Source organism: Nocardia sp. NPDC058658 (assembly GCF_042716665.1).
Classification (GTDB): Bacteria; Actinomycetota; Actinomycetes; order Mycobacteriales; family Mycobacteriaceae; genus Nocardia.
Map to the genome: position 1 here is coordinate 65703 of NZ_JBHXRR010000008.1, position 12483 is coordinate 78185.

At 66.8% G+C, this 12483-nt stretch carries 12 protein-coding genes; 6 read left to right on the forward strand and 6 right to left on the reverse strand.

Features of this window, described 5'->3' with window-relative positions; all coding sequences use genetic code 11:
• Genes ACFWUP_RS14505 through ACFWUP_RS14515 form a run of 3 tightly spaced genes read right to left on the reverse strand, consistent with a single transcriptional unit; the run spans position 1 to position 2995 of the window.
• The gene (locus ACFWUP_RS14505) at positions 1 to 2097 is read right to left on the reverse strand and encodes an MMPL family transporter (protein WP_379234313.1); all 2097 of its coding nucleotides are present in this window, start codon (positions 2095 to 2097) and stop codon (positions 1 to 3) included.
• Position 2098: 1 nt separating this feature from the next.
• Positions 2099 to 2632, reverse strand: a complete 534-nt coding sequence (locus ACFWUP_RS14510; RefSeq protein WP_379234315.1) for a hypothetical protein — start codon at positions 2630 to 2632, stop codon at positions 2099 to 2101.
• Positions 2633 to 2638: 6 nt separating this feature from the next.
• Positions 2639 to 2995 (reverse strand): hypothetical protein, encoded by a 357-nt coding sequence (locus ACFWUP_RS14515; RefSeq protein WP_379234317.1) that lies wholly within the window; start codon positions 2993 to 2995, stop codon positions 2639 to 2641.
• A gap of 166 nt (positions 2996 to 3161) precedes the next feature.
• On the opposite strand from ACFWUP_RS14515, the gene ACFWUP_RS14520 reads away from it, so the two are divergent.
• The 3 genes from ACFWUP_RS14520 to ACFWUP_RS14530 are packed head-to-tail and all read left to right on the forward strand — an operon-like array spanning position 3162 to position 5582.
• Positions 3162 to 4169, forward strand: coding sequence for a hypothetical protein (locus ACFWUP_RS14520; RefSeq protein WP_379234319.1), 1008 nt, complete (start codon positions 3162 to 3164; stop codon positions 4167 to 4169).
• The gene (locus tag ACFWUP_RS14525; RefSeq protein ID WP_379234321.1) at positions 4169 to 4420 is read left to right on the forward strand and encodes a DUF5703 family protein; all 252 of its coding nucleotides are present in this window, start codon (positions 4169 to 4171) and stop codon (positions 4418 to 4420) included. Before ACFWUP_RS14520 ends, ACFWUP_RS14525 begins: the two co-directional genes overlap by 1 nt.
• A 7-nt stretch (positions 4421 to 4427) precedes the next feature.
• Positions 4428 to 5582: a quinone-dependent dihydroorotate dehydrogenase gene (locus ACFWUP_RS14530; RefSeq protein ID WP_379234323.1), complete on the forward strand. Its 1155-nt coding sequence runs from the start codon at positions 4428 to 4430 to the stop codon at positions 5580 to 5582.
• Here the strand turns inward: ACFWUP_RS14530 and ACFWUP_RS14535 are convergent.
• Positions 5570 to 5968, reverse strand: a complete 399-nt coding sequence (locus tag ACFWUP_RS14535) for a hypothetical protein (protein ID WP_379234324.1) — start codon at positions 5966 to 5968, stop codon at positions 5570 to 5572. The two genes, ACFWUP_RS14530 and ACFWUP_RS14535, sit on opposite strands and share 13 nt — an antisense overlap.
• A 306-nt stretch (positions 5969 to 6274) precedes the next feature.
• Here ACFWUP_RS14535 and ACFWUP_RS14540 point away from each other — a divergent pair, with 306 nt between their 5' ends.
• From ACFWUP_RS14540 to ACFWUP_RS14550, 3 genes are all read left to right on the forward strand, one after another.
• Positions 6275 to 7753, forward strand: coding sequence for a PfkB family carbohydrate kinase (locus ACFWUP_RS14540; RefSeq protein WP_379234326.1), 1479 nt, complete (start codon positions 6275 to 6277; stop codon positions 7751 to 7753).
• Positions 7754 to 7832: 79 nt separating this feature from the next.
• Positions 7833 to 8519, forward strand: coding sequence for a GTP cyclohydrolase II RibA (gene ribA, locus ACFWUP_RS14545; protein WP_379234328.1), 687 nt, complete (start codon positions 7833 to 7835; stop codon positions 8517 to 8519).
• Positions 8520 to 8650: 131 nt separating this feature from the next.
• Entirely contained in the window at positions 8651 to 10474 is a 1824-nt protein-coding gene (locus tag ACFWUP_RS14550; protein ID WP_379234330.1) for an AMP-dependent synthetase/ligase, read from the forward strand.
• A 50-nt stretch (positions 10475 to 10524) separates the two neighbouring features.
• On the opposite strand, the gene ACFWUP_RS14555 is transcribed toward ACFWUP_RS14550, so the two are convergent.
• Positions 10525 to 11052 (reverse strand): YbhB/YbcL family Raf kinase inhibitor-like protein, encoded by a 528-nt coding sequence (locus ACFWUP_RS14555; RefSeq protein ID WP_379234332.1) that lies wholly within the window; start codon positions 11050 to 11052, stop codon positions 10525 to 10527.
• Between the two features lie 10 nt (positions 11053 to 11062).
• Positions 11063 to 12424 carry a M20/M25/M40 family metallo-hydrolase gene (locus tag ACFWUP_RS14560; protein ID WP_379234334.1) on the reverse strand — a complete coding sequence of 454 codons (1362 nt, stop codon included), beginning with the start codon at positions 12422 to 12424 and terminating at the stop codon, positions 11063 to 11065.
• Between the last annotated feature and the right edge of the window lie 59 nt (positions 12425 to 12483).

A 12483-nucleotide genomic window follows, 5' to 3' on the forward strand; every position in this document is an offset into this window, starting at 1 on the left:
CTACTTCCAGATGATCTTCAGCAGGGCGGGGGTGAGCACCATGCGGATGATCGTGGCGTCGATGATCAGCGCCACGATCATCCCGTAGGCGATGTATTTCATCAGCACCAGATCGGAGAATCCGAAGGCTCCGGTCACCACGATCAGGATCGCGGCGGCCGAGGTGATGACGCCGCCGGTGTGGGCCACGCCGTAGCGGATCGATTCTTCGGCATCGGCGCCCGCGGCGCGCTTCTCGGCGATGCGTGACAGCAGGAAGACTTCGTAGTCGGTGGACAGGCCGAAGATCACCGTCACGATCAATGCCACCACCGCGAACATCAACGGCCCCGGCGTGAACTGGAAGGCCTCGGACCCGTGCCCTTCCACGAAGATCCACGTCAACACACCCAGCGTCGAGAACAGACTGAGCGCGCTCATCGCGACGGCTTTCACCGCCAGGATCACCGATCGGAATGCCGCGATCATCAACGCCAATGCCGCCGCGATCAGGATCGCCAACAGCAGTGGTAGCCCGTCGATCAACCCGTTGATGCTGTCGCGTTCGAGCGCGGGGATTCCGGCGACCATCACCTCCACGCCCGGTGGCGCGGGCAGCGCACGCAGCGTGTCGATCACCCGGTCGGCGTCGCGTTTGTCACCGAGCCCGGCCGAGAGCACGTTGACGTTGTCCTTGGTCGCCGCCGCCGGTTCGAACCGCCCGGTCAGCCCGGGAACCTGATTGGCCTCGAACCGGATATCGCTCAACTGCTGGGGCGAGGCACCGACCACGATCAGTTTCAACGGTTCGGTGCGGAAGCCGGGAAACAGGTGATCGAAGTCTTCCTGGGCGACTCGCGCCGGGTTGTCGGCGGCCAGGTATTTCTCGCTGATCCCACCGAACTCGATGTGGCGCAACGGAATACTCAACGCCAGCAGACCGAGCACGATCGGGATGACCACCGCCCACGGCCGTCGCATCGCCCACTGGGCCAGCCGGGAGAAGAACCCGGCGTCGATCTCTGCTTCGGTCTTGCTGCGCGAGAACCGTTTCCAGCCCAACCAGTCGATCCGGTGCCCGGCGATACCCAACGCGGCGGGCAGCGCGGTCACCGACAGCAGCGCCGCCAGCATCACCGCGGAGATGCCACCGTAGGGCACCGACCGCAACACACCGTTCGGGAAGATGAACAGCGCCCCGAGACTCACCGCGATGATCGCCGCGGAGAACAGCACGGTGCGCCCCGCCGTGGCGACGGTCCGGGCGGTCGCGTCCTCGACCGAGCGTCCCGCGGCCAGTTCCTCCCGGAACCGGGTCACGGTGAACAGTCCGTAGTCGATCGCCAACCCGAGCGCCACCAAGGTCATCACCGCGCTGGCGAACACATTGACCTCGATGTGGGCGGTGAGGACCCGCAGGATCCCGGAGGTGCCGAGGATGGTGAGCCCACCGATCAGCACCGGCAGCAGCGCGCCGATCACCCCGCCGAACACGAAGTACAGCAGGATCGCCACGATCGGCAACGCGATGATCTCGGCGCGCTTGATGTCGTGCTGCATCCCGATATTGATGCCCTCGACCACCGGCTGCAGCCCGGCCAGCTGCACCGTCGTCCCGCCGGGCCCGGCACCGTCCACACCGGCATCCAGGTGTGGTTTCAGCGCGAGATAGTTGTTGACCGTCGCGGTCCCACCGCCACCGGCGAGCCCGATACTGGCGAACGCGTGCTGCTTCGTCGGATCGGAGGCGTTGGCCGAGAACGGGCTGTCCCAGTAGCTGTCGATCTTGTGGATCCGGTCGCCGTGCTCTTTACGCAGGTCGGCCAGCGCTTTCGTCACCGGTCCGCGCACGGCGGCATCGTCGACGGTGGTGCCCGGCGGGGCGGTGTAGATGACGATCAGGTCCCCGTCTGTGTCGCGGCCGAACGTGTCGTCGGCCAGTTTCGACGCCGCCACCGACTGGCTGGACTCGTCGAACCAGCCCTCCTGGGTGTAGCGGTCGGACAGATCGCGACCGAACCACCCCGAGAACAGCACGACCAGGACGAAGAAGCCGAGCACGAGGAACCGGTGCCGGTAGACGAACCTGCCCCACCGCATGGATCGAGATTCGCTCATCTCAACCGCAGGCGGCGGTGCGGTAGTCGGCCGAGCGCAGGATGCCGCAGAGGTCGGTGCGCGAGATCTTCCACTTACCGTCGAGCAGCACGAAATGCACGATGGTGGTGCGCACGTTGGTGCCCGAACCGTCCTTGTCCAGGCGCATGGTGGCGGTGAGGGTGCCGTCGCGGTTGTCGAAGACCGGGTCGACGACGCCGTACACGGCGTGGGGGTTGTCGCGCAGCGCCTTGTACATGTCGGGGATGGCGTCGGAGAACGCGGCACCGTCCTCGATCAGTTCGGTGCGTTCGACATCGGGCAGGGCGGGGTCGAGCGCGCGTTTGATCTGCGCGTCGAGTTCTTGGGCGGTCGGCAGCGGCACGTTGGCCTTGCTGGCCGAGACGGCGACGGAGGAGGAGAGGGAGGCGTTGGCCGAGGACCGTGCGGCGTCGACCGAGGCCTCGTCGGAGCTTCCCGCGCACGCGGTAAGACAGACGAGAGCCGTGAGGCAGGCGGTGGCCGCAGCGGCCCTGGCGGAAAGTGTGGAAGACATCACCATCTACATACCATCAATGACGGCACTGATCCGCCCCAGGATGGCGCGAACTGTGGAGATGTCACCGGAAGCGGGCACCCCGACAGGGGTCGCGTCGGGGATCAGATCGCGCACGAAGGCACTGACACTGCGTGCGTCACCGAGGTCGATATCGGTCACCGCCGCCTGCGCCTGGGCCACCACGTCATCGGAGTCGGGGACCGCCTCGCCCAGGTCGGCGCGGTAGATCTGCACGGTCAGGGTGGCGTGGTTGGTCCGGAAGGCGAACGGGTGGCCGTCGTCGGTGGTGCCGAAGCCATGGGCGAACGGACCGACGGATATGTCATCGATGCCGAAACCCGCCGGCGTCCGGTCGGTCATCGTGAGCTTCTCCTGCCGCTGAGTGGCAAACAATTGTCGACGTGTCAACAGTAACGTGCGTCACTGACACCTCCGACGCGCGCTACCCGGTCGAAGCTACTGGTGAGTCATCATGGTCAGATGGTGATCCAGGGAGTCACTCGTGCGGATTGAAGGAGTTCGGTGCATGCGCCCTCGTGGCTCGGTCGCCTCTGCGTTGGTCGGCGCGGTGGTTTTGGTGGTACTGACCGGCTGCAGCGGTGAAGACGGCGGTCCCGACGTTCCCACCAGGGCGCCCGCGACCGCGGCAGTCTCCCCTGCCGCGGCGAATCCGGCCGGACAGGTCTTCCCCGCCCCCGCGACCAGAGCACTGCTCGCCGAACGCTCGACCGGTCGACTCGCCGCCCTCGACACCGCAGGCACCGCACTGACCCTGATCGACCCCGCCGCACCGGCCGCCGCGCACACGATCACCCTCCCCGCTCCCGGCGTGTCACTGGCCCAGGGCAAGCAGGGAGAAGTCCTCGTCGCCGCCCTCAACCGGGTTTTGCGGGTGGACGCCACCACGGGATCGCTCACCGAGACCGCTGTCGACGGTGACGTGCACAGCGTGCAAACTCGCACCGACGGCACCCTTGTCGTCGGTACCGCCGACGGCACGGTTCGTGAACTCACCACCGACGGCACCGTCACCCGCACCATCACGGGCCTGGTCTCGGCCGACGTCCTCGCGCTGACCGGCGAGAACATCACCGTCGTAGACCGCAAACAAACCGCAGTCGTCGCCGTGGGCGAGCAGGCACTCGGCCTGATGCTGCGCGCGGGCGACGGCGCCACCAACGCCGTCACCGACCCACACGGACGCATCATCGTGGCCGACACCGCGGGCGATGAACTGCTCGTTTATTCGGCCGGTCCGCTCGTGCTGCGGCAGCGATTCCCGGTATCATCATCGCCTTACGCGCTCGCTTACGACCCGCGCTCGGACACGGTGTGGGTGAGCACCACGTCGAGCAACGAGGTCGTCGGCTACGACCTGTCGACCGGCATCGGTGTCGAGGTGGCCAGGCTCGCGACGCTACGCCAACCCGACGCGATCACCGTCGACGAACGCACCGGCGACCTGTACGTGGCCTCGGCCACGGGCGAGGGTGTGCAGCGGATCGGCGCGGACGAGCGGAAGAGAGGGCAGTGATGGCCAAACCTCGAAATTCGCGTTCAGCGATACCGCCGGGCTGGGAAACCAGCAACGACGACTACGAATACGTGCCCCTGCGGCTGCCACCCGAGGTCAACCGGGTCACCGCCTCGATGCGACTGGCCATCCAGGCCGAATTCGGTGGCTGGGAGTTGTCGCGGGTACGCGCCTACACCGACGGCAGTCGCCGGGTGCTGTTGCGCCGCCGCAAAAATGCCGTCCTGCCTGTGCCCGAACCCGGATTGTGAGCCGACCATGTACGCCCTCCTGTTACGCCTGATGTTCCTGATCCCGCCGGAGCGGGTGCATCACCTGGTGTTCGCCGCCCTGCGTTGCGCCACCTGGTTCCCGCCGACCCGTTGGCTGGCCCGCAAGCTCACCGTGGTGGAAGACCCGATCCTGGCCACCACCGCGTTCGGTATCGATTTCCCCGCCCCGCTGGGTCTGGCCGCCGGTTTCGACAAGAACGCCGACGGCGCGAATGCCTGGGGCACACTGGGTTTCGGCTTCGCCGAGATCGGTACCGTCACCGCTCACGCTCAGCCGGGTAACCCCGCGCCGCGCCTGTTCCGGCTGCCCGCCGACCACGCCCTGATCAACCGGATGGGTTTCAACAACCACGGTGCCGCCGCCGCGGCCGCCCGCCTGCACGGCGCCAACCCCACCGTCCCGATCGGCGCCAACATCGGCAAGACCAAGGTCACCGAACCCGAAGACGCGGCCGGCGATTACGCGACCAGCGCCCGATTACTCGGCCCGCTCGCGGACTTCGTCGTGGTCAACGTGTCCTCCCCCAACACCCCCGGCCTGCGTGACCTGCAAGCCGTCGAATCGCTGCGTCCGATCCTGCAGGCCGTGCTCGACAGTGTCGCGCCGACCGTGACGGGCCCGGAGGCGGTAGCGCAGCGTAACCACACAGGGCCCCACGGACGGCGAAATCGAACAGTGCCGGTGCTGGTGAAGATCGCCCCCGACCTGTCCGACGACGACATCGACGCCGTCGCCGACCTCGCCGTCGAACTCGGCCTGGCAGGCATCGTCGCCACCAACACCACCATCCGCCGCGACGGCCTGAACACCCCCGCCGCCGAAGTCGAGGCCATGGGCGCGGGTGGCCTGTCCGGCGCCCCGGTTGCCGACCGTTCCTTGGAAGTCCTGCGCCGCCTCTACACCCGCGTCGGCGACCAGGTCGTCCTGATCTCCGTCGGCGGCATCGAAACCCCCGAGCAGGCCTGGGCCCGCATCCTCGCCGGCGCGACCCTGCTGCAGGGCTACACCGGCTTCATCTACGGCGGCCCCTTCTGGACCACCCGCATCCACCGCGGCATCGCCGCGAAACTGCGTGCCGGTGGCTACGCGTCACTGTCGGACGCGGTCGGCGCCGAACACGGTGTGCATCACCCGAAGTAGACGCGCCGCTTCGCGTTACCGTGCCCGAACAGCTGCGGCGCGGTACGTGGGCAGCCCGACGGCGCCGCTCGATAAGCCGCCTCCTCGGGGTCACCGTTGTCCAGTCGTTCGATCATTCGCTTGAACAGCCGGATGATGGCCTGTTCCCAGACGATCCCGAGTTCGTCGGCGTAGGCACTGATCTGCGCGTGCACCAGCCGGTCGTGCGCGGCGGCCAGATCGCTGATCAACTCGTCGAGTTGCATTCCCGCGTAGGCCTGTTCGCGGGTGAGTTTGCGTTCGGGCAGCCAGCTCAGCTGCCAGATGTCGGGGTCGGTGACCACCCGCACCGCGTATTCGGGGCTCCGGGTGCTGCGCATGTCGTCCGGGGTCAGGTGAATGGTCATCGGATGCTCCGATTCCACGAAGGGGAGCTCGCGCTCCCAGTTCCTCCAGATGCCGGCGCGCCCCTCAACTCGCGTTCGGCACGTGCATCGACGGTGGCGCCGACTGCACCTCGAGCTCGCCGTATCCTGCGTGAACTCGCTGTATCGCCAATTCCAGTGTGGCATTTGCCCTTCACTGCGGTCAATTGCCGTTGTACGTTGGTAATTGCCAGAATCCGAGGGTGGCAAACCCGAATTCTGGCGATCGCAGTCCGGCGTCCGCCCCGGATCCGGTGCCGGTACGTCGAGAAGTTCACGGGAGGCAACATGCCGACGGTTCCCCAGGATGCTCGCGTCGCCGCGATCCGCTCCATCCTGGCGAGGTTGGGAAAGTACGCGGGCCTGAGCGCAGAACGCTTGCGCCACACCGAGATCGATGCTGCGCCGCTGCTAGAGCTGCTGTCGGTGCGTCGATACTCCCGTCGCGCGGGGGTCACCGTCGAGGAATCGATCCTGCCGGTCGTGTCCGAAGTCGCGCAGTGGCTACCGCCCACGGATCGCCTGATCGTGGATGCGGTGCTGTCGCTGGGACTGTTCCGGGACCGCGACGGCGTCGGTATCGATGCCGAACGCCTTTATGCAGACAACCTCGGGGAACGTCGAGAGGCCTTGACCGAACAGTGGGTTGCCCTGCACACCCTGCTCGACGTCGAACCGGTTCCCGAGGTGCCCACCGTCAAACGGTTGCGCACCGTTTCCGAGCACAACGCGTTCACCGCGCTCGCCGGTCTGCTCGCCACCGAGTCGGGCTATCCGATGGCCGGACCGCCGGTCGTCCAGGCTGCCGGGGTAGCTGCACGCCGCGGTGTCGTCACAATTTTCGGTGATGCTGTCATGGATCACATCTACCGGGTGAACGCTTTTCCTGCCACAGACGACGCGGCGAGCGGCCAGTTCATCGGACACCCCGGTGGTAAAGGGCTCAACCGCGCCGTCGCCGCGTCCCGACTCGCCATCGAGGTGCACCTCGTCTGCGCCGTCGGCGGTGACGATGATGGCCGCCGGATACTCGAATTCATCGAGGCGGAGGGCGTCAGCCCCGACCTGGTCAAGGTCGTCCCCTTCGCACCGTCACTGGTGACCGCGGTGGTGATCACTCCGAGCGGCGAGACACTGATCATCGGCTGCCGCGACACCCGCGTCCAACTCCAGGACGAAGACCTGCACCGCCACGAACTGCGCGCCACGCTGGCTGCCTCCGATGCCGTGATCCTCAGCTTCGAGCAACCCCCCGCGGTGATCGAGCAGGTGCTGTCGTTGGTATCGCAGATGGAGCCCAAACCGCCCGTCATCGTCTGTCCGACGCCGACACTTGCTGTCCCGCAGAGCCTTTACCAGTACTTGAGCGTGGTCGACTACCTCGTCGGATCGGCGGCCGATCTCACGGCCCTGCTCCCCGACGTTGTCACTGATTCGGCAGACGATATCGCCCGACTACTGCGAGGGCTCGGTGTCGGCGCCGTCTGCACAGTCGAGGGCTTCCGGTGCGCCGTCGCCTCGGACACCGTCGAGACAGTCATCGATCACTTTCCCCAGGTGCTCAAGGCTTCCGTCGGTGCCGCAGCCGCATTCACCGGCGCATTGGCCTACCGTCTCGTCGACGCGCAAGGCCCGCTCGCCGCAGCAGATTTCACGTGGGCGACTGCGGCGATGATTCCCGCCCAGAAAATCAGCCCGGTCGCGGTGTCGATGCCCAGTGTCGAGGACATCAACCGGGTCGTGCGCCTGTATCCGCCGCCCCCCTGATCCGCGAGTAGAGTCGCGGCGATCAACTCGCACCTGTCCGGCCTTGCGCCGGACCGCGCTGTCCACGTTCGGAGGATCGTTGACCATACTGTCATTCGGCGATGCCAGAACCAGACGAACCGGTGCCGACACCGCACACCGACTGGGTCGCAAGGGCAAACAACTCCCGATCCGCGTCATCGAGATCCCTGACCCCCTCGACGGTGGGCACGTGCTCGTCTTCGGTGAACCCCACGATGGTTGCCTTGTACGGGTGCATTCCCGGTGTCTCTACGGCGAGGCCCTCGGCTCCGACGATTGCGACTGCGGCCTAGAACTCACCGAGTCGATGAACCGCATCCAGGCCGAGGGCGTCGGGGTGCTCGTCTATCTGGAACAGGAGGGCCGTGGGGCAGGTTTGATCTGGAAAGCACGCGGTTACCGGGAAAGCGAACAGTCCGGAGCCGACACTTTCGACAGCTACCGACGGCTCGGCCTCGACGCAGACGCCCGCCGCTACCACCGCGCCGCGCACGCATTACTCGAACTCGGTCTCGCTCGGGTCCGGCTGCTCACCAACAACCCGGACAAGTGCCGTGCGCTGACAGAGGCGGGTATCGCCGTCGAACCCGTGGCGCTCACCATCGCGCTGCGGTCGACAAGAGGAAGGCAATACCTGCAGGCCAAACGCCTCCACCGCCATCACACGATCCCCGCCGATTCACTCCCAGAGGAGCAACAATCAGCTCGGGTGTACTCGTGGTGGCGGTCACGCGGTCCCCGATAACCTCCCTCGCAATCCCGTATGTCCGGTTACGATAAGTGAGCTACGCCACTGCTGACGCCCATGTCTCGAGATAACGAGACAGTTTCACTCGCATTGGCTCGGTATCCAGCTCGGCCTATGGGAACAGGAATATGACAGACATCGGTTTCGCGCACGCCTCCGGGGTCACGGTGCACACCGTGCCCGCCGCCTTCCAGCAGACTGCCGCCTTGCGGCCCGATCAGATCGCCTTGCGCACGGTCGGTGGCACCCAGGAGATCACCTGGTCCGAGTACGCGAGCAGGGTGAAAGCGCTGGCGGCCGGATTGGCGAAACTGGGTGTGCGCCACGGCGACGCGGTCGGCATCATGCTCACCAATCGACCCGAGTTCAACCTGATCGACACCGCCGCCCTGCACCTGGGCGCCACCCCGTTCTCGGTGTACAACACCAGCTCCACCGACCAGATCGCGCACGTGTTCGCCAATGCGGGCAACAATGTGGTCGTCACCGAGCAGGCGTTCCTCGACACCATCCGCGCCTCCGGTGCCGAGGTCGAGCACACGGTCATCGTCGACGGCACCGCCGAGGGCACCATCACCCTGGCCGAGCTGGAAGCCGATCCCGCACCGGATTTCGATTTCGACGCGGCCTGGCAGGCGGTACAGCCCGGTGACCTTGCCACGTTGATCTACACCTCCGGCACCACCGGACCGTCCAAGGGCGTCGAGCTCACCCAGAGCAATGTGATCGCCCAGGTCGCCGGCCTGGTCTCGGGTCCGCTGCCGGTCGGTTTCGACGACCGCGCCGTGTCGTATCTGCCCGCCGCGCACGTCGCCGACCGCATCTCCGCGCACGCGATGAGCCTGCTCACCGGCATCCAGATCACCACCGTCCCCGATCCGCGCGAGATCGCCGCCGCCCTGCCCGATGCGCGCCCGACGGTGTTCTTCGGGGTGCCGCGGGTGTGGCAGAAGATCAAGACCGGCATCGAGAACAAGCTCGCCGTCGAGCCGAGCCCGGTCAAGAAGGTGCTGGCCAATTGGGCGATCGGGGTAGGTGTCGCGCAGGCGAGGGCGAAGCTGGCCGGACAGAGTTCGCTGCTGCTCGGCCTGCAGCACAAGATCGCGGACGCGCTGGTGTTGTCGAAGCTGCGCGCGGCGCTCGGGTTCGACGAGTTGAAGGTCGCCGCGTCCGGTGCCGCACCGGTGCCGCCGGAGACCCTCGAATACTTCCTCGGCCTCGGCTTCGCCGTCGCCGAGGTGTGGGGGATGTCGGAAACCGCGGGTGTCGGCACCTTCACCGAGATCGACAAGCCGCGCCCCGGCTCGGTCGGGCGGGTGTTGGACGGCTGCGAGTTGCGCCTGGACGCCGACGGTGAGGTGCTGCTGCGTGGCCCGATCATCACCCCCGGCTACCGCAATATGCCCGACAAGACCGCCGAGGCGATCGACGGCGACGGCTGGCTGCACACCGGCGACATCGGCACCCTCGACGCCGACGGCTACCTGCGCATCGTGGATCGCAAGAAGGAACTGATCATCAACGAATCGGGCAAGAACATCGCCCCGTCCGCGATCGAGAACGCCATGAAGGCGGCCTCGTCGATGATCGGCCAGGCGGTCGCGATCGGTGAGGCTCGCGCCTACATCACCGCCCTGATCATGCTCGACCCCGACGTTGTGGCGTTGCGCGCCAAGGACTTCGGCGCCACCGACGCCACCCACGCGGAACTGGCCCGGCGCTCGGAGATCGTCGACGAGGTCAGGGAGGCGGTGCTCGCGGGCAACCGCAAACTGTCGCGGGTGGAGCAGATCAAGCGTTTCGTGATCGTGGACAACCTGTGGGAGCCGGGCGGTGACGAGCTGACCCCGAAGATGTCGCTCAAGCGCACCCCGATCGCGAACAAGTACGCCGAGACCATCTCCCAGCTCTACGCGGCGACCCCGCCGGAGCATGTCGTCAACGTGAAGTAGCGGCGAAAACAGCGGCGGCCCTGGAACTTTCAGGGCCGCCGCTGTTTGTCTCAGTTCTGTTCGTAGGTGCCGATCAGGGTGGCTCTGGCCAGGGTGTGGAAGAACAGGTTGAATCCGAGGTAGGCGGGGGTGGCGTCCGGTCCGACCTCGAGTTCGGGGACGTCGACCGCGTGCACGACCACGTAATACCGGTGGGGGCCATGACCTTTCGGCGGGGATGCGCCGACGAAGCCGGGAAAGCCGCCGTCGTTGCGCAGCGACACGGCACCAGTGGGCAGGGTTCCACCCTCACTGCCTGCGCCGACGTCCAAACTCGTCACCGAAGCGGGGATGTTGGCGACAGCCCAGTGCCAGAAACCCGACGCGGTCGGCGCGTCCGGGTCGAACACGGTCACCGCGAAACTCTGTGTGCCCTCAGGGAATCCGGACCAGCTCAGCTGCGGGGAGATGTCCTTGCCGCCGGACCCGAACACCCCCGACACCTGATCATTGTGCAACGGCTGACCCTCGGCGATGTCGGCGGAAGTGACAGTGAACGACGGCACCTGCGGCAGCGCGTCATACGGGTTGTAGGTCATGCAATACCTTTCAGCTGTGCAGAAGGAAATGTTCCAGGACACGGGTGCCGAATTCCAGTGATGCCACCGGCACCCGCTCGTCCACCCCGTGGAACAGGGCGGTGAAGTCCAGCTCCGGCGGCAACTGCAGTGGTGCGAAGCCGAAGCAGCGAATCCCCAACCGCGCGAACGCTTTCGCGTCGGTGCCGCCGGAGAGCATGTAGGGCACCGTGCGCCCGTTGGCGTCGTGGGCCAGGACCGCGTCGTTCATCGCGTCGACGAGGTGTCCGTCGAAGGTGGTTTCGTAGGAGTCGAGTTTGGTGATCCATTCCCGCTCCACGTCGGGGCCGATCAGCTCGTCGACCTCGCGTTCGAACGCGGCTTGGCGTCCCGGGACCACCCGGCAGTCGACCACCGCTTCGGCGGTCTGCGGGATGACGTTGGCCTTGTAGCCGGCCTGCAGCATCGTCGGATTCGCGGTGTCGCGCAGGGTGGCGCCGATGATGCGGGAGATGGTGCCCAACTTGGCGAGCTGACCTTCGATATCGGGACCGTGCGGGTCGAACGCCAGCCCGCTCTCCTCGCTCACCGCGGCGAGGAATTCGGCCACCGAATCCGAGAGCACCACCGGGAAGGTGTGGCGGCCCAGCCGCGCGACTGCCTCGGCGAGGATGGTGACGGCGTTGTCGTCGTGCAGGAACGACCCGTGTCCGGCGCGGGCCTTGGCGCGCAACCGCATCCAGCCCAGCCCCTTCTCCGCGGTCTCGACCAGGTAGAGCCTGCGTTCGGTGCCGTCGGGGCGTGGCACGGTGAGCGAGAACCCGCCGACCTCACCGACGGCTTCGGTGACGCCGTCGAACAGGTCGGGACGGTGCTCCACCAGCCACTGCGAGCCCCATTTGCCGCCGTTCTCCTCGTCGGCGAGAAACGCGAACACCAGATCCCGCGGCGGCACGGTCCCTTCGGCTTTGAACTGGCGGGCCAGGGCCACGCTCATCCCGACCATGTCCTTCATGTCGATCGCGCCGCGCCCCCACACGTACCCGTCCTGCACCGCGCCCGAGAACGGGTGCACGCTCCAGTCGGCGGCCTCGGCGGGGACCACGTCGAGGTGCCCGTGGATCATCAGCGCACCGCGACTCGAATCGGCGCCCTTCAACCGCGCGAACACATTCCCGCGCCCCGGCGCACCCGACTCGACGTATTCGGTCTCGTAGCCGACTTCGTGCAGTTGCCGCGCCACCCACTCGGCGCACTCCCGCTCACCCTTGGTGGTGGCCAGCTCGCCGGTGTTGGAGGTGTCGAACTGGATCAGCTCGCTGACCAGTTGCACCACCTCGTCTTCCGCGCGCGACCGCCCGTTGAAACCAGTTTTCTCGCCAGATGCCGACACGCCCCCTTTCCTACCACCATTCCCACACCCGCCGCGCCACCTCCCGGTCGGTCCGCCCT

Bases quoted from the DNA above. Each gene is read 5' to 3' on its own strand.
- ACFWUP_RS14505 (WP_379234313.1), bottom strand. From the start codon at position 2,097: ATGAGCGAATCTCGATCCATGCGGTGGGGCAGGTTCGTCTACCGGCAC.
- ACFWUP_RS14510 (WP_379234315.1), bottom strand. From the start codon at position 2,632: ATGTCTTCCACACTTTCCGCCAGGGCCGCTGCGGCCACCGCCTGCCTC.
- ACFWUP_RS14515 (WP_379234317.1), bottom strand. From the start codon at position 2,995: ATGACCGACCGGACGCCGGCGGGTTTCGGCATCGATGACATATCCGTC.
- ACFWUP_RS14520 (WP_379234319.1), top strand. From the start codon at position 3,162: ATGCGCCCTCGTGGCTCGGTCGCCTCTGCGTTGGTCGGCGCGGTGGTT.
- ACFWUP_RS14525 (WP_379234321.1), top strand. From the start codon at position 4,169: ATGGCCAAACCTCGAAATTCGCGTTCAGCGATACCGCCGGGCTGGGAA.
- ACFWUP_RS14530 (WP_379234323.1), top strand. From the start codon at position 4,428: ATGTACGCCCTCCTGTTACGCCTGATGTTCCTGATCCCGCCGGAGCGG.
- ACFWUP_RS14535 (WP_379234324.1), bottom strand. From the start codon at position 5,968: ATGACCATTCACCTGACCCCGGACGACATGCGCAGCACCCGGAGCCCC.
- ACFWUP_RS14540 (WP_379234326.1), top strand. From the start codon at position 6,275: ATGCCGACGGTTCCCCAGGATGCTCGCGTCGCCGCGATCCGCTCCATC.
- ACFWUP_RS14550 (WP_379234330.1), top strand. From the start codon at position 8,651: ATGACAGACATCGGTTTCGCGCACGCCTCCGGGGTCACGGTGCACACC.
- ACFWUP_RS14555 (WP_379234332.1), bottom strand. From the start codon at position 11,052: ATGACCTACAACCCGTATGACGCGCTGCCGCAGGTGCCGTCGTTCACT.